Here is a 17003-nt window from a genome sequence, read left to right on the forward strand (position 1 = left end):
CCCTTCGCTGCGGGGGGGTTCGTGGGACGACGATCGGGGCGACGCCCGTTGTGCGTTCCGCCGCAGGTTCTACCCGTACATTCGGGACAGCGATATCGGATTTCGTTGCGTCAGGACTAAAAAATAACCCTTTGCCCTTTTAAACTTTTACCCTTTAAAAAATCGCGTAGCGATTTTTTAATATTAAATTGCAGGCCATATGAGAAGAAAAACAAGAGGCATTTACCATAAAATAAAGAGGTAAAGAACATGTTTTCAAACCGTGGTACCTGGGATGTAAGCCCCAACCCCTTGAGCAGGCTCCTTGAAAAGAAGAAGGCCGGCGGCGAAACTGTTTTAGATTTGACGCAGTCCAACCCGACCCGGGCGGGATTTCATTATGAAGATGAAAAGATACTGACGGCCCTGGCACAGCCCCGGGCAATGGTTTATGAGCCTGACCCGCGGGGTTTTGCAACCGCCCGGGAAGCGGTCAAGGATTATTACCGGGAGCTGGGTAAAGAGATTGATGTGAGTTCCATCTTTCTGACCGCCAGCACCAGTGAAGCCTACGCGGTTCTGTTCAAGCTGCTGGGCAATTCAGGTGATGAGATCCTGATCCCCCGGCCCGGGTATCCCCTGCTTTCTTTTCTGGCGGTTTTTGAAGACCTGCAGCCCGTGGCCTATCCGCTGAAATATGACGATGCAAAGGGGTGGTCTATGGACCTGGAGGTCCTGCAGGCGCTTATCACCCCCTCTACCCGGGCAGTTGTGGTGGTCAACCCCAACAACCCCACCGGTTCTTTTTTAAAGGAGCCGGAGTTGAAAGCGCTCGACAGCATCTGCCGCGAGCACGATCTGGCCCTGATCGTGGACGAGGTGTTTTCCGATTTTGGGGCCGCACCGGAACCGGGCCGGGTTCGGACGGCGGTGAACCGTTCCACCGTCATGACCTTTGTACTGAACGGACTTTCCAAGGTGGCGGGGCTGCCCCAGATGAAGCTGGGATGGATTGTTGTGGGCGGCAAATCCGATCTTGCCGAAACAGTCCAGGCGCGGCTTGAAATGATGCTGGATTTTTATCTTTCGGTGTCAGCGCCGGTGCAGCACGCAGCCAAAAAGCTGCTCCAGGGGCGCAAAGCGATCCAGGACCAGATGCATTCCCGGCTGGAGGATAACAGCCGCTTTTTAAAAGCGCAGCTCGCTCAAACCGCCAACTGCAAATTGCTGCGGCGCGAAGGCGGCTGGTATGGGATCCTGGAGATATCCGATGCAGTTTCCGATGAGGACCGGGTCTTGCAGCTGCTGGAGGGGGACAACACGCTGGTGCATCCCGGGTATTTTTATGGATTCGACCGGGAAGGGTTTGTGGTGGTCAGCCTGCTGACGCCCGTTGAAATTTTTCAGTCTGGAATTTCACGGCTGATACAAAGATTTGGTCGCGACGGATAAAACGCGACAACCGGCACGGGCCCGGCGATCAATTATTACCCTGCAGCAACAGGGCTTAATTTTTATAGATAAGCACATAACCGGGGTGATCGATAATGGGAAAAGAGATTGAAAAAAAGTTTCTTGTTATAGACAAAACTTTCAGGAAACTGGCAGAAGGAACCCGATACCGGCAGGGATACCTGAATAGCTCCAAGGAGCGCGTTGTGCGGGTTCGTGCGATCGACGACAAGGGCTTTCTGGCCGTCAAAGGGATTACCACCGGCGCCACGCGGGTGGCGTATGAATATGAAATTCCGGTTCAGGATGCCGATGCCATGCTGGATGAACTGTGCGAAAAACCCATTATCGAAAAGAACCGATATAAAATTCAACATGAAAACCTTGTCTGGGAAATTGATGAGTTTTTCGGGGAAAATCAGGGGTTGATCGTTGCAGAGGTGGAGCTGGAGAGGGAGGATCAGCCCTTTGTGAAACCTGAGTGGATCGGCGCTGAGGTTACCGGAGATCCGAAATATTTTAACTCAAATCTGATCCGAAATTCCTATAAAAACTGGCAGCGGTCAGAATGAGATTTGATTCGGAATTTAAAAATCAAAATCCCAGACAAAATCGATTCCGCTTGTCTTCTCATCCCCCAGCTGGGTTTCGATACTGAAATTGCGGTTGATTTCATAAGTCACCTCAACCTGGTCGGGCTCATCCACTTTAAAACGGTGGCGATAGAGCACAAAAACTTCCGGGGTGACGTATTTTCCCACGGCAAGCGAACCCTGGGTGATGTCCCCGCCGCCGGATTCCAGGGTAAGGACATCCAGACTGAATGCGTCTCCCAGTAAATTTTTCAGTTCATTGGCCGCAAGCTGTCCGGTCAGGTTCAGTGCGGCCTGCTCGGCATTTAAATTCTGCTGCTGGTTTAAGTCGCCGGCAGGCTTTCCAAACACCAGATAGGAGATGATATCCGTCCGATCCATGGCCGGCTCGCTGTCCAGGTCCAGCGTCATCTGTTGGGCCGTCCCTGTTATCTTAATAATAATATTAACCTTGGCGATGCGGGTTTCCGCCTGGATGTCCAGGTTCGGATTGGGTTCTGCCAGCCCAATGAAATCAACATTGCCTCGGCTTATCTTAAAAAGTTTGTTCTGAAAATCGAATGTTCCCCTGACCGCATTAAGCGATCCCACCAGAACAAAAGGTTTGTCCGCCTCCTTCTTTAAATTGACCTGACCGGCCATTTCAGCGGTGACCCCCTGGCCTTTGAGCCAGGCGTTTTTAGGGACTGACACCAGCACATCTGCCGCCAGGGGACGAAGAAGCGCTTCCGCGCTGCCGGGTTCTTCCGGGATCTCGATGGTCGTTTTTTTATCAGCGCCGGCCGATTCGATTTGGATTTCAGCCGGACCCTGGGTTGAAAGCAGATCCAGATTGACACGGCTTTCCGTGATGGTCAGAATGCCGCCTAAAACGGGTTTATGCGGCGTACCAATGAGTTTTAAGTCCGGCCGAACCCGGGCAGTTACGGCCTTTTGATAGGGGATGTAGAGATTCTCACCGGTCAGGCGAATATCAAATCCGGTCGGTTTTAATCCCTCCGCTTTGATGCGGCCGCTTATATTCAGGGTTCCTTCCGTGTCGCCGGTCAGCGAAAACGCGTTAATGACCACTCCGGCCGGTGAAAAATCAACTTGCGCCCGGACTGTTTCATATGACAGGGCGGGGTTCAGCAGGGTTAAATATCCGTCCTGCAGGGACAGGCTTCCGCGGATGACCGGTTTGGTCAGATTGCCGCTTGCCGTTGCATTAACATTCAGCAGGGCGTCAAAATCGATTCCCGCCGGCCGCGGGATCGGCAGCATGGACAATTTCAGGTTGCGGGCGGCGGCCTCCAGCCTGAAATCATTGTCAAGGGGTTTAAAGCGAAAGGGAACCAGAGACAATTCCAGCCCGGCCCGGCCGTTAAGGTCCAGAAACTTTTGTTTCCCACGGTACAAGGCGGCATTTAGGTCGACGTTAGCGGCCTCATAGTGAAACGCTATGTTTAAACTGGAAAACCCATAATCACGGGGATCCTTGTTTTCAGGCGCAATGAACCCCTCCTGAAGCGAAAGCTTGCCTTTAATTTCCGGTGTGCTTAGGTCTCCGGCCATATCAAGATCCAGGGACAGCAGCCCTTCATAGTTAAAGGCGGTTTTACGGGGAAGGGGAAGCTCCGACAGCTTTAAGTCGCGGGCCCTTAATGAGACCCTCAGATCCCTTTCCGGCGGGATTAGCTTGAAAGGATACAGACTGATGCGGCAGGGAGCCTCGGCGGTTAGATCCAGCACTTGCTGCACTTGCCGGAACACAGCAGCTTGAACTGTTGCCCGGGACCCGTCGAAGCCGAATGTCAGGTTAAAATCTGAGAAGGACACGGTTGAGGACGTTTTACCTTTCAGGGCGAAAAACCCATCTTTGATCGCCAGATTGCCGCTGAATTTCGGATCTGTTAAATCACCGTGAAGACGTGCGTCGAGCCTCAGGGTGCCGTCAAAATCAAATTCCGCCGGTTTCGGGATCGGCAGGGTCGACAGTTTCAGGTCTCTTGCGACGACGGCCATTTTGAATCCGCCGGTCTGGGGCTCTAATTTAAAAGGGCGCAGGGAACATAACACGCCGGCTTCGCCGTTAAGGTCCAAGATCATGTTTTGGTTTGAGTAGCCGGTTGCCTTAAAAGCCGCCCGGGGAGACCTGTAATCCAGCGAAACATCCAGATCCGAGAAGGAAATGTCAAAACCGGAAAAATCCTTAACGCCCAGACGGGCCTTGAGAAGCGGCCGGGAAAGGGTTCCGGTCAGTTCCATATCGGCTGAAAAGGTGCCGGAAAATTTGTCTTGGACTTCAATGATTCGGGGGATGCGTTTTAGGTCCAGCCGCGTGAGGGAAAGGGTGGCGTTTATCCGATTGCCGTCCATGAGACGGCCTGTTAGAGAAAGCGCCGCTTCTTCTGAAATCAGGTTAAGGGCGGCGATATCAAGGGCGTTTGGCATAAGCGTCAAGCGGATCGGGCCGCGATTGGTGATTTCATCAAAGGAGGGGGCAGCGGGGGCGCGGCCCGTCTTCGTCGGGGTGAGCCGGAACGTGCTGATGGTAATTTTTTTAGTCGCTTGGCGCCATTCGTCGAAGCGCCCTTTTACCGCCAGGGACAGGTTCTTTTCATGCTGCAGGCTAAGATCCACCTGGGCGCTGTCCGGCCCTATCTGCAGCGCAAGGTCAAGCCGGGGAATCCGAATTCCGTTGACGGTTAGGTTTTGGGCCTGTGAGGCGGCCGTTGCCTTAAAACCATCCGGCGGTCCCTTAAAAGTTCCTTTTAGCGCGAAGTCCTTGGCAGAAAATTGGTCGTACTTAAATCCGCTGCCGCTGAGGCTGACTGAAAAATCGGGACGGTCCCACCAGCCGTTAAACTCGCCGTTGATTTTTAATTGGCCTTTCAGGTTAAAGTCGCCGCCGGAGGGAAACCGGTCCGGGAATAGTTTAGGAACCAGGCGAGCGATTTGTTGAAGGTCTGCAAGTTCGGTTCTAAACATCAGCCGGCTGCTGCGGACGCCGGGTGTGAGCGAGCCGGATACCGCTACGCTGGCGCCGGCACCGGACAGTTCCAGTGTTTCGATTTCAATATCCCGGCCATTCCAGGCCGCTTTAATACGACCGCTGCCGATATCGACCGCCTGGATCCTGGATGGGCCGATATCCGCCGAAACCTCGGCGGTGACGGCGGCAAGGTCGAAGCGATTGCCGGTTGATACCGGCAAAACGGCAGTTGCTGTAACATTCAGATTGAGCGTTCCGGTAAGATCGGCGCGTCCGCTGACAGCCGGGTCCAGGTCCTGTGCGGAAGCGACCAGGCTCAGCCGTCCGGGTCGGGCGGAATCGAATATGTCTGCAACGGCCCGGCGGACAGTGATGCGACCCTGGGGTCCGGCCAAAAAACTGTCTGTGAGTACGAAGGCCCCAGGGTCAAAGGCTGCCTCGATCCTGGCGGCCGTCAGGTTGTAGCCGGCAATCCGGGATGGCTTCAGGTCAACCGTCAAACGGCCCCGGCGTCCCGGGCCGACCAGGTCCGAGCCCTGCAGGCGGATATCGGAATTGATGTCGCCGCTGATGCCTTGAAGGTCCACCAGGGGCAACGCCGCCGGGTTCAGGTGCCGGATGCTTGCGGAAACTTCCATGCCCAGGGATTCAGATCCCGTCCATTCGATCTGTCCGCTGCTGGACAGCGACATCCCCTCCAGATCCAGTTGGGCTTCATGGTAAAAGCGGTTCGGGTTTCCTTTGGCCTGGAGCGTTCCGGCGAGTCGGCCCCGATCAAGCGTCGGGATCGAAAGGAGTCGCCCCATTTCCGGAAGCGAAAGGGTTTTTATTGACGAGCGGAGATTGAATTGAATGCCGGCGGGCTCTAAATCGATACTGCCGTTAGCGATAACGTCGGATTCCCTTGTTCGTCCCCGGAGATCCTTGATTTCCAGGCGGCTCTTTCCGGGCGAATAGCTGACGCGTCCGCTCAGGCCGGCAAGGCTGAAGGCGGGCTGGTCAAGGGTCAGGGCAAGATTTATGATCCGGGCAGTAACCACCCCGTCGGTTGACAGTTTCAGTCCGGCCGCCAGTCGGATATTGCTGACCCGCCTTTGAGAAGCTTCGGTTTGTTTATCGGTTAGAATCACCTCGGTGTCGAAAACCGCTACCCGGCTAACGAGGGTTGTGAGCGCCAGCGGGGCAGGCGCTGAATTATCATGGGTTTCATCGGCCGGTATAAGGGTTGTGATGTTCAGGCGGCCGTCTTTCTCCCGAATAAGGTTTAAAGCCATGCCGTCGATTTCGACTTCGTTCAACATTAAGACCCGGGTCAGCAGCAGGGACAGCAGGTAACTTGCCGATACTCGCCGTGCGGTCAGGACAGGGACGTTATTTTTTGAAAATCGGACCCCCTCCAGGGAAATATCAAATAAAAGACTGCCGGAAATTTTTTCAACCTGAAGGTCAGCCTTTAGATATTGGGTCGCGGCCTCTTCGATATAAGTCTTGACGGCATTCCGGGCCGTTTCGGTTTGCAGGAATAAAAACGCGCCCAGCAGTAAAATTATAAGTACTACCAGCGGATATATGAGCAGTCGCAGGAAAAAGCGGATGCGTTTTTTCCCCCAATGTTTCTGCTTTGGTTTTTCCGGTCCTGATTCTTTCATGGGTTATGCCCAAATTAATAAAGCTAAATACACGACAAGCTAAGTGACGGTTTTGGTCTCAGCCCAGAGCATGAGTTTTACAGGTAACATTTGCTAAATTCTAAATCCGAATATCGAAATTCGAAACGGTTCGGCTGGCTCACCGCCCTGAGCCGGGTCGAAGGGCAAATTCAAATATCGAATGTCCCAATGACAAAAATTTATATTCGCGATGGCAGATGCCCCTCTGTTTTGATCATTCGAGTTTTGGTAGTTCGGTATTTTTTCGGATTTCAATATTCGTGCTTCGTATTTTATAAGTTAAAACGCCTGCCCGATACTAAGGTGAATCCGCCACCGGTCTACTTTCTGTTCGCTTTCCGGCGGATTCAGCTTGTAGCCGAAATCCAGCCGCAGGGGGCCGACAATTGTTTTGTAGCGGATGCCGGTGCCGCTGGTGTAACGCATGTCGCCGGTATTATATCGAAAATAGTCTGGGTCCAGAAGTCCTGCATCTCCGAAAATGACGCCGGTCAGTTTCCGATAGATCGGAAAATGGAGCTCCAGGTTTGCATTCAGGGCGGACAGTCCCCCCAGCGGGTTGCTGTTGTCATCCAGCGGTGGGATCTTATGAAAATCATAGCCGCGAACCGTGTTGCTGCCGCCCAGGAACAGCCGTTTAAAGATCGGGATGGAGGCCGGATCATCGCTCTGGATGGTTTCAAAGCGGACCCGGCCGGCAACCGTGACACTTTCAGACAGCGGTTGATATCGTTTCAACTCCAGGGCCGGCCGCACAAAGTTGATTTCAGAACCCAGAAGATCGGAAGCCCATTCGGCCGAAACCGCGACAACACTCCCCTTTTTGGGGTCAAGGGTGTTGTCGGTGCTGTTGTATACCAATCCGGGTTGAAGGGATGAGATAACATACGTATTTTGTCGTGAAAGCCTCTCCAGCTCTTCGGGGTCCGTAATCTTGATGTCTTCAAGATTGTTGACTTCCAGGTTGTAGCTGACTGCCCCGGTCCAGTTTTTAATAAAATTTCGTTCAAGACCGGCATTGCCGAATATTTTTCGGTTGGTATAGGAATCAAAATTTTCACGTTCAAAACCGGTTTTGGCGCGCAGGGTGTTCTTGGCATCCAGAAAATACGGCTGGATGTAGTCTGCCTGTATATTTTCAATTAAATCCGAACGCTTGGCGCTTATCGAGGTTTTTCCGGCCCAGCCCCACAGGTTCCGGTAGGTCCAGGCGCCTTTGAGCCGAAAACCATCCTCGGTTCCATAGCCCACGCCGAATTTGATATTTTGACTTTTTTTCGGTGTTAGCTGAATCGTCATCGGAACAGACAGCGCATCCGGTTCGGGCGCCTCCGGTTTGATCAGAGCCAGCCGGAACATATCCAGGCTAAACAGGTTGCGCCGGCTTTCATCCACCTTGCCGGCATCGTAAAGCTCGCCTTCTTTAAAACGCATGGCCCGCAAGATGACGATGTCTTTTACACCGGCATCATTCGGCAAGATCGTGAGAGGACCAAAGCTGTACTGCTTCCGGGGGTCCAGCCTGAAAAAAACTTGTGCGGAGTTGGTCTCAGTATTAACCGTTGCCTTGCCGGTTAAGTCCGCAAAGGGATATCCGCTGTTGCCGCAGGCTTTCAGGAGTGCTTTTTTGGCATCACGGTATTCCGCGGTTATAAAAATCCGGCCGGGTTTAAGCGGCATCAGTTTTAACAGGTCTTTTACCGCCGGTTTTTCGATTTCCGGCTTTACAGTGATATTGATGGCTTCCACCAGAACCGGTGGTCCTTCGGTTATTGTGAAGGTTACATTTGTTGACGGCGGCCCCGCCGGAGCGTTTCTATCATCAGCCGCTTCGATTTGATAGGCCACAATGGTGTGATAATATCCACGGTCCTGGTAAAACTGTTTAATCCGCAAAACATCATCCGGCAGGTCTTCGGCGCTGAAGACGGGCCGATCCATCCAGAATTTCCACGCGGGAGGCGTCTGGATGGCCAGAGTCTTGGCCAGGTCGTCTTTGGGGACGGATTTAATCCCGACAAACCGGAGCGTGTTCAAGCTGAATTGGCTGTCGGGCTCCATACCGCTTGCGGTTACGCTAAAACCGATCAGTATCAGGAGGCATAGGATGATGAATCGCTTCATGGTGGCAATGTACCATTAAATCAAATAATATAAAATAGCTTCATTTAGTGGTGGGGACTGTGGAATAGGCTTTGAAGGCGATCCGCTTCGGGGAGGTGTGACTGCCTGAGCGCATTAGGGAGCGTGGCATCGAATGGGGCTTCGAGTTCAATAGAACATTAAGGGGAATAAGAACAACATTCTAAGTAAAAATCAGCACTAATTTTTCATAATTCTATTGTAAAATTATAGTGTTAGAGTGGACTGATTCGAAAAAGCCACGACCCCATTGACTCTGTGCGTGTCGCAAATATTGTCGCAAACCTGTCGCAAAGATCAACGCGGCTTCGCAAGGCGGTAGAGCAGGTGGTGGGTTTCGCCTTCGCTGACGATCAAACCGTGGTCCACCATCGCCTTCAGATCCCGCTGCAGAGACCGGCGGTTGACATTGGGGCACAGTCGCTCGAAATCTTGGATGGTCAAACTGTCATGTTCCAAGATGTATCCGAGGGCTATGGTCTGACGATCCGAAAGACTGTATTCCCTAATGAGAACATCCCGGCGGATGGCTCGCTGCCCGCGGTCTCTCACCTCGGCAAGCTGTGTGCTCAAACCTTCCATAAAATACTCCAGCCAACCGGTCATCTCCATGCCTCTATCACGCACGCCCTGGATCGCCCGGTAGAATGTGGCGCGATTCCGGTCATAGTATTCACTGATGGTGAACAACCTTTTGAAATCGTATCCGGCTCGGTAGAGGCACAGGGTGGAGAGCAGCCGGGAGGTGCGACCGTTTCCATCCAAAAATGGATGGATGTTCACAAGCTGAAACTGGGCGATGCCGCTTACCAGCACCGGGTGTGTTTCGGTTTCGCTGTTGAGATAGTTCACCAATTCGGCCATCATGATGGGGACATCGTGCGCCGGAGGCGGTGTGTAGATCGTCTCGCCGGTAACTGAGTTAACCACGTAATTTTGGAGTCTTCGATATTCACCCGGGGCTGCGGCCCCACCCCGGACGCCTTCCACCAGGCGCTTGTGGATTTCCCGCACCATACCTTCCGTAATCGGATCACCGCTTTTGAGGTACTCGGAAACAAAATCAAATGCTTTTCGGTAGTTTAGTAGTTCCCGTGCATCATCCGGGTTAGCCTCAGGCACGCTGTCCCCTTGCCACAGACGCTCGGCTTGTTCCAATGTCAGCCGTGTACCTTCGATATGAGTCGTGTGGTGAGCTTCCAAAACCAGGGCCCGGTTGCCCATCTCACGAACCCAGTTTTCAGAAAGTGTTGCAGCCTCCAGGAATCCCCGGGCGCGTTCGACGCGGGTGAGACAGCTTGTGATGTGGTTGGTGATTGTGAATATAGGTTTAAATCCTTTACTGTTCATATTATTATCATCTCGTTTAAATTGGTGCGCCGGCTGTCGCTTTGTTCAAGGTATTTCTTAATGTCCAGGGCATGCTTCTCGTTTAATTGGCGCTGATGTCCTTTAACCTACCCCAATTCAGCACCGTCGCTCAACTCATAGGGCACCGAAACCGCCGCCAGATCCCGCAAATCGGCAAAGCCGCGGATGATTTTGAAAATGACCAATACGCCTTCAGCAAAGTAGCCTTCGAATTCGATTAGTTGGCGCAATAGCCGAGGTTTACTCATTCGGCAAATCCCCGTGAATCATTTTATTTACCTGCGATTCCGCCAATACCAATTTTCGTTTTAGCTTTTCAATTTCATCAATAATATGTTGTTTATGTTGAAGTATACTCGCTTGAATTTTTAAATCAGGAGTGGGGATTTTAATTGATTCAAAAAAATCTAACTTCACCTCTTTTCTGCCTTCTGCCCCCACCTTATGTCGCCATAAGAACTCTTTAAAGTCGGGTTGCTGCATAATTCTATGAATCCATTCAGGATATACAAGTGATTGCTTGGCGGAATATACTGCAAAATGCCCTGTAACAGCAACGTTTGTCCAGTCATTTGGCACAATACCGACCGCTCCATTTTTCAGGTCAATTTTGGATACAACAATATCACTAGGTTCTGCTTTAAACATTTGCATACTATAGGTTCGACCTGGAGTAAGGCTTCTTTTGTCCATGCTCCCATCAAAGTGAATCGTCACAGGTAGAAGATCAGTGAAATTAACGATTTTATTTATTGGCTCCTGCTTTTTATCTAAAACATCTCCAATATGCTGCATCTCATTCTCTGACCACTTCCAATCCATTTGACAGAAGCTGATTGGGTCCCAACGATCGCATTCAGAAAAATTGGTATAAAAAGCAGAATGTAATTTGCCTTTCCCTAATATTCTTTCATTTGAAGTTGGTAAATTTCCTTTCATGACGAAAGATTTGTATTGCTCTAAGCACGTTTTTTGTGTTTCCTCTGGTTGATTCGGATTGGGATATAGCTCGTTCTGGTCTTCATCTCCAGTTGCGGACATTCCGACTTTTTCCGCCTCGTACATAAAAATAGGATAATTAAAGCGTTCTTTTAATAGCTGCCGAGATTCTGAAGCTATTTTATCATCGATCGTCTTGACGTAATCCCTTAATTCTTTCTGTAGCAATCTTCGGTTTTTGGCGTCCTTGTTTTCTTTGGTTTTTTCAATTGCTCTTCCAAGCCGCTGGAGTTCCCTCGCGATCTCATCCGCATATTTATTTTCAATTTCTGCCTTAGCGGTCGCAGAAGTTTTTTCGAATTTCAATTTCTCCGCATCAGTATATTTTTGAAGGAACAAAAGAGATGCTTTAACAGTGGTGCCGGATGATACAAAGGTTTCCTCTGGCAAGCTAACCACAGCTTTAATATAGGCCCGGTCTTCGACAAATTGGCGCACATAGGCCAGGGATGGATTGTTATAAATCCCTTCGGGTAGCACAATGCCCATGCGGCCGCCGGGTTTGAGCAGATCCAGGCAGCGCTCGATAAACAGGATTTCGGTTTTAATTTTGGATTTATCGCTTTTAGGCAAATCGAACAGGCTGGCAATGGGCCGGTTGATGGCGGCCTTCACCCGCGCCTGGGCTTCTTTATAAGGCTCTCCGAATTCTCGGACATAGCGGCGTTCGTCCGAGGCAGTCACCTCGATATCGGATTCCAGAACCTTGTCCGAGGGTTCCACATTAGCGCCAAAGGGAGGATTAGTCAGGACAATATCAAAGCGGGTTTCAAAGATGCCATTGACGTTCAAAAATCCGTCATGGTGGTGAACCCCGCCGTGACCATCGCCATGCATAATCATGTTCATTTTGCTGGTGCGGGCCATGCGGTCGTTGGCGTCCGTACCCAAGATGCAGCGGTTGGCTAAATTCCAGAGACGCGAACCTTCCTTGGTTTGATCAATGGTCTGCTGGATCTCATCAAATCTTTCCTGCAAAAGTTTGGCTCGCTTGGTATCCGTAAGGGATTTGTCTTTTCCAACTTTTGTGCGATACACATTATACTGCTGGTCGGCATCAGCCAGGATTTTTTCACGCACGATCTCAAACACGCGAATCAGGAATCCGCCGGAACCACTGGCCGGGTCGCAAACCACCTCACCCTCCTTGGGATCGATCATGTGGACCATAAATTCCACGATGGTCCTGGGGGTGAAAAACTGGCCGATTTCCCCACGAAAGGTGCGGCCTAGAAAGCGTTCAAAGGCCACCCCTTTGATATCTTCGCTGGTATCGGACAGATTGTATTTTTCCAGCTTACGCACGATTTCCTCGCCCGTGGCCGGTTTTAGGTTGATCCGTTCGTCGTCATCAAAAATTTTATCTGCACCATAAAATCTTTTTGTCTCTTGGAACAAATTGTCCAATGGATTTTCAGCAATCTGCTTATTGAGCACATCCACGGTAAAGAGGTTTTCCTTGCTGCGGCGGGTGAGCAGCTTGCGCTCCACGTAGACTTTTACGAAAAGAATCTTGGCTATTTCATCAAAGGCGGCGGCCGGATCCTTTTTTTCGCGGTTGCGGATCACGTTGTGGCATTGGTGAAGCAGGTCGGCGAACTCTTTTTCTTTGAATACGCGCAGCTTGGAGAACAACTCCTTGATTTCCTTATCCGTGGCATCGGCATGGGGGATGTTCTCAATCTCTTCGATATAGCCGGGCATCCGATCCTTTTTAACGCGCCAGTACTTGGTTTCCCGCGAGTTGTGGGTGACGAAAAAAGGCGCGTCGGCCATCCGCGCATAGTGTTCTCCCTGGGCGTAATCCGGGGCCTTGATCGTAACATTATCGGATTTGCATTCCACGATGATAAACGGCGGTTTTTGATCGACCTTATCCTGAGCACTGCGCCATATTACAAAATCGGCCCGTGCCTGAGCGCTGCCGCGTCCCGCGACATCCATCTCTTCGGAGATTTGATCGATGGTGAAGCCGTATCCCTCAGTCAAAACGAACAGATATTCTTGGCGAACCCGTTCTTCAGGGGTCAGCGGCAGCCATTTGCGTCGCACCGGGCTGAAGATCTGATTGCCTTTTATTTGGATTTCATCTGCCTTGACATAGCTCTTTTTTGCCATGCATCACTCCCAACTTTGGTCATAATTTGCCGTTTTCAGCGTAACTGTAATAACTGTTCCCGCTGCCGATTATGATGTGATCTATAAAAAGTAAATTCAAAAGATCGGCGGCTTGTTTAAGGTCCTGAGTCGTCTGGTCATCCGCGGGCGAGGGGGCTGTGCAGCCTGAAGGATGATTGTGGGCCACTATGAACGCGCTTGCCGATACCCGCAAGGCTTCCTCCATCACCCGACGAATATAGACCGTGGCTTGCGTCGGGATACCTTCGGCAATTGCCCTTTCAGCAAGCAGACGGTTCTGGCCGTCCAGGAGGATGACTAAAAAGGATTCCTGACGCTTGCCTTCAAACCGCGGCCGGATGTATGCAGTCACATCCGCCGCATTGTTAAAATCCTTGGGCTGGGCGGTTTGCATGCGGGCTCTTTTTCCGATTTCGATAGCAGCCTTTAATTGTGCGGTTTTGGCGATGCCCATGCCGGGAACGGCAAGAAGTTCTTCGGTATGAGCACGATCGATTCCGTTGATGCCATTGAACTGTGTCAATAGCTGCCGCCCCATATCTTCAGCCGACTGTCCTGATTTTCCTATTCGCAGCAGAACCGCAAGCAATTCACCATCAGACAACCCTTCAGGGCCTAAATGAAGAAGCTTTTCACGGGGGCGTTCTGAGGTGGGCCAATCCTTGATGGATTGGCGTACAGATTTCGGAGTAATCTCAAATTTCTCTTTATCATCATCCACGACCGACCTCCGGAAGGTTCAAAACCCCTGCGTCCTGCATCCGTTCACAAAACGCATCTAACCGGGCTCGGGCCAGATCCTCCTGGCTAATGGCAAGTTGCCGGCGGCCACCATCCAGGCATCGTCTGCCCTTTGCTCCTGTGGACTCCACCGGAGCGGGAGTTTCCAGCCTCAGACGCTGATGATCGTCATAGCCCTTCTTGCGCAGGACAGGATCGATCAGGTGATAACGGGTTTCGGCTTCGTTGTAGCTCATGAAACCTCCCAGTGGCCGCCTTTTCGCGGGCCAACGAAACGAAGCTTGCCTTCCTTCACCAGCTTGGCACTGGCGCGTTCAACTGCACTAAGGGATTTGCCGATGGCAGAGGCAACTTCGGCCAGGGTATCATTTGGGTTTTTCCGCAAGTGGTCAAGTATTTTCACCGGCGTTTTCACCGGCGTTTTCACCGGCGTTTTCATCGAACTTTTTACAGCTTTTCGGTGAACCGTTACGGTAAACAAACAGCCATCCCTGTCATCGGCAAAATCGATATCCGGCCATTCCTCCAAGGCCCGTTTGATCCCCGAGCCAAGCCCCCGGTAGGGCAACAATCCCTTTGCAACATAGGAAACCAGGATGGGATTGCGGATAATGGAATTGCCGGTCCGAATCTTTTCTACCGTCAAGCTATTGGGCAAATGCCCGGGGCTGACGATGTCGATCCGATTATCGAACACAAAAAGCCGGATGGGGGCGCTGACCAGGTAATCCCGATGCACCAGCGCATTGACCAACAGTTCCTCAAAAATCAACGGCGGGATTTCGGAAATTCCCGGAGCATTCACGCCGCGGCCTGCCTGGATTTTGTGAAGATTGCGCAGGACAAAGGCCATGGCATCGTCAAAAACCTTCCGCATCGGTCCGGTATAGTCTTCGGTGTCTATATAATCCGTGACATGAATGTCATTTCCAGGATACCGGACGGCCTTGACAATGAATTGCGGTGCGATCCATTCCGGCCGTTCGGCGAACAGCAATGCGCCTGCAAGGTTCAATCTTCCGTCTGCCACGGCCAGGTTCATGTTCTGGAGTAATTTGAGCAGATCTTCCGGCGCATCCGGAATATCGAGCTTAAATATCGTTTTCAAAAAATCCCGGAAACGGAGCTTGTCCAAGGCCTCAATTCCCGCTTTAACAGGAAGTCCGTCTGCATGGAATTGATCCGATATCTGGAACAAGCGGCGCAATTCCTCCTTTGAATTCAACCGCCGCTTATCCGAACCGCTCTTGATCCAGATGACGCCGTTGCGATCGAAATAGGGCTTGTCGATCCCCTTGGAGATGGCGAGAACGATAACCACCCGGCCGGCGGCCACAGCAATGTTTTCCGTCAGGGGCGAAATCGGGCTGCGCACATGCTGGCTGGCCGCATTACCAATGACCTGGTTGATCCGGCCTAGATCTGTTCGGGGAACACCTTCAAGTTCTCCGGCATCGGTAACGCCAATGAGAATACGGCCGCCTTCGCTGTTGGAAAAGGCCACCATTTCAGCTGCAAGCGCATCCACGTTGCGGATGTTCCGCTTGAATTGCAGCCGACTATCCTCTCCCTTGGCAACGATGGCCTTCAGTTGTGATTTTTTCATTTGTCCCAGCTTAATCAAAGAAACGCCGTCAGTTCCCACCGTCAATATATAACTTCAGCAAGTCTTTGCCGTTATCGCCCAAACTGCGCCGCAGTTCTTCAAAAGATTGCATTGTCAAATTGTTTCAAAGCTGCCGTGCCAATAACAGATTGTAAATGGACGGGTAACCGGCGAAGCGTTCCTGTCCGGTCACCCGGTTTGCCCGCCGGTTTTGTTGCTTTCGGCGTCGGTGGAAACGCGGATATAGAGCGGCCTGCGGTCGTCCTGGGCCAGATAGGTGGTCTGGGTCGGGAACGCAAACTCGATTCCCTCGGCGGCAAAGGCACGCATAATTTGCAGATTGACCTTTTCGGTAAAGGCCATGAAATCCCAGTAATTGGGCGGATGATACCAGTACAGCACCAGGATGTTCAGGGAGTCCGAATTAAAATCGTTAAAGAACACCCGGGGCGGGAAATCTTCCTGCAGGCCTTCATGGTTGGTCAGGATTTCTTTTACGATGGCGATCCCTTTTTCGATTTTTTCCGGCGGCGTGTCATAGGTGACCGTCAGGTTGAAAAGCCTTCGGATATACGGACGTTTGCCGATATTGCGGATGGTCATGTCCGCCAGCTTGCCGTTGGGGAGCGTGACCAGATGACCGTCCAGCGTTCGGATTTTGGTGGAGCGGATTCCCACTTCTTCCACTGGGCCGTCCTGCCCGTCCACGACAATACGGTCGCCCTTTTCAAAGGGTTTGTCGATGAAAAGGACAATGGAGCCGAAAAAATTTTTAATGGTGTCCTGGGCGGCCAGGGCAACGGCCAGACCGCCGATTCCCAACCCGGCGATGATGGAGGTAATGGGCTTGTCGCTGAGGATCTGGGCGATCTGGACCAGGAGCAGGATGACAATGGTGACGCGCAGGCTCTTGCGAATGATGGGTATCAGCATGTCGTCCATCTTGCTTTTGGTTTTTTCCGATATGTCGGTGAGCCACTTGACCGGGACATCCACCAGCCAGTAAAGCAGATGCCCGATGGCGATGCTCAATAGGATGGCTGTCAGGGTATCGGCCACTTCATAAATCCTGTTTCGTAATTCGAGGAATTCCATGCCGACGGAGATGCCGATGGCTGCGGACAGAAAAAGGACGCTTCGGCTGACTGACTTTAAGGTGACGGCAGGTATGAAACGTTGCTGACTTTCAAGAGCCGCGGCGGACTTGTGCAGAACTAACTTGACGATTCTACCCAGAGCCAGGGCGATAAAAATAATGCCGAACAGCGCCAGGATGCGCCATAAATGGTTTCCGCCGATTTCAAATTCGGTTAATAGATATTTAAAATCCATGGCAA

At 51.7% G+C, this 17003-nt stretch carries 11 protein-coding genes; 2 read left to right on the forward strand and 9 right to left on the reverse strand.

The window, feature by feature from the left end:
* Positions 1 to 249: 249 nt before the first annotated feature.
* Positions 250 to 1431, forward strand: coding sequence for a pyridoxal phosphate-dependent aminotransferase (locus P1P89_03750; GenBank protein MDF1590607.1), 1182 nt, complete (start codon positions 250 to 252; stop codon positions 1429 to 1431).
* A 95-nt stretch (positions 1432 to 1526) separates the two neighbouring features.
* Entirely contained in the window at positions 1527 to 2003 is a 477-nt protein-coding gene (locus tag P1P89_03755; GenBank protein ID MDF1590608.1) for a CYTH domain-containing protein, read from the forward strand.
* Between the two features lie 15 nt (positions 2004 to 2018).
* Here P1P89_03755 and P1P89_03760 read toward each other — a convergent pair whose 3' ends face one another.
* The 9 genes from P1P89_03760 to P1P89_03800 form a co-directional block, all read right to left on the reverse strand.
* Entirely contained in the window at positions 2019 to 6647 is a 4629-nt protein-coding gene (locus tag P1P89_03760; GenBank protein ID MDF1590609.1) for a translocation/assembly module TamB, read from the reverse strand.
* Between the two features lie 300 nt (positions 6648 to 6947).
* A complete protein-coding gene (bamA, locus tag P1P89_03765) occupies positions 6948 to 8792 on the reverse strand; it encodes an outer membrane protein assembly factor BamA (protein MDF1590610.1) in 1845 nt (614 codons plus the stop codon).
* Between the two features lie 315 nt (positions 8793 to 9107).
* Positions 9108 to 10160 (reverse strand): Fic family protein, encoded by a 1053-nt coding sequence (locus tag P1P89_03770; protein MDF1590611.1) that lies wholly within the window; start codon positions 10158 to 10160, stop codon positions 9108 to 9110.
* Positions 10161 to 10267: 107 nt separating this feature from the next.
* Positions 10268 to 10429 (reverse strand): hypothetical protein, encoded by a 162-nt coding sequence (locus P1P89_03775; protein ID MDF1590612.1) that lies wholly within the window; start codon positions 10427 to 10429, stop codon positions 10268 to 10270.
* On the reverse strand, positions 10422 to 13298 hold the full coding sequence (locus P1P89_03780) for an N-6 DNA methylase (GenBank protein MDF1590613.1): 2877 nt from the start codon (positions 13296 to 13298) through the stop codon (positions 10422 to 10424). Before P1P89_03780 ends, P1P89_03775 begins: the two co-directional genes overlap by 8 nt.
* 19 nt (positions 13299 to 13317) lie before the next feature.
* Positions 13318 to 14040, reverse strand: a complete 723-nt coding sequence (gene radC / locus P1P89_03785; protein ID MDF1590614.1) for a DNA repair protein RadC — start codon at positions 14038 to 14040, stop codon at positions 13318 to 13320.
* Positions 14033 to 14296 carry a hypothetical protein gene (locus P1P89_03790; GenBank protein ID MDF1590615.1) on the reverse strand — a complete coding sequence of 88 codons (264 nt, stop codon included), beginning with the start codon at positions 14294 to 14296 and terminating at the stop codon, positions 14033 to 14035. Before P1P89_03790 ends, radC begins: the two co-directional genes overlap by 8 nt.
* Positions 14293 to 15666, reverse strand: coding sequence for a putative DNA binding domain-containing protein (locus P1P89_03795; GenBank protein ID MDF1590616.1), 1374 nt, complete (start codon positions 15664 to 15666; stop codon positions 14293 to 14295). The genes P1P89_03790 and P1P89_03795 overlap by 4 nt, the downstream gene beginning before the upstream one ends.
* Positions 15667 to 15855: 189 nt before the next feature.
* Positions 15856 to 16998, reverse strand: coding sequence for a mechanosensitive ion channel family protein (locus P1P89_03800; GenBank protein ID MDF1590617.1), 1143 nt, complete (start codon positions 16996 to 16998; stop codon positions 15856 to 15858).
* Positions 16999 to 17003: the final 5 nt, after the last annotated feature.

The sequence above is a fragment of the Desulfobacterales bacterium genome, from assembly GCA_029211065.1.
GTDB lineage: Bacteria > Desulfobacterota > Desulfobacteria > Desulfobacterales > JARGFK01 > JARGFK01.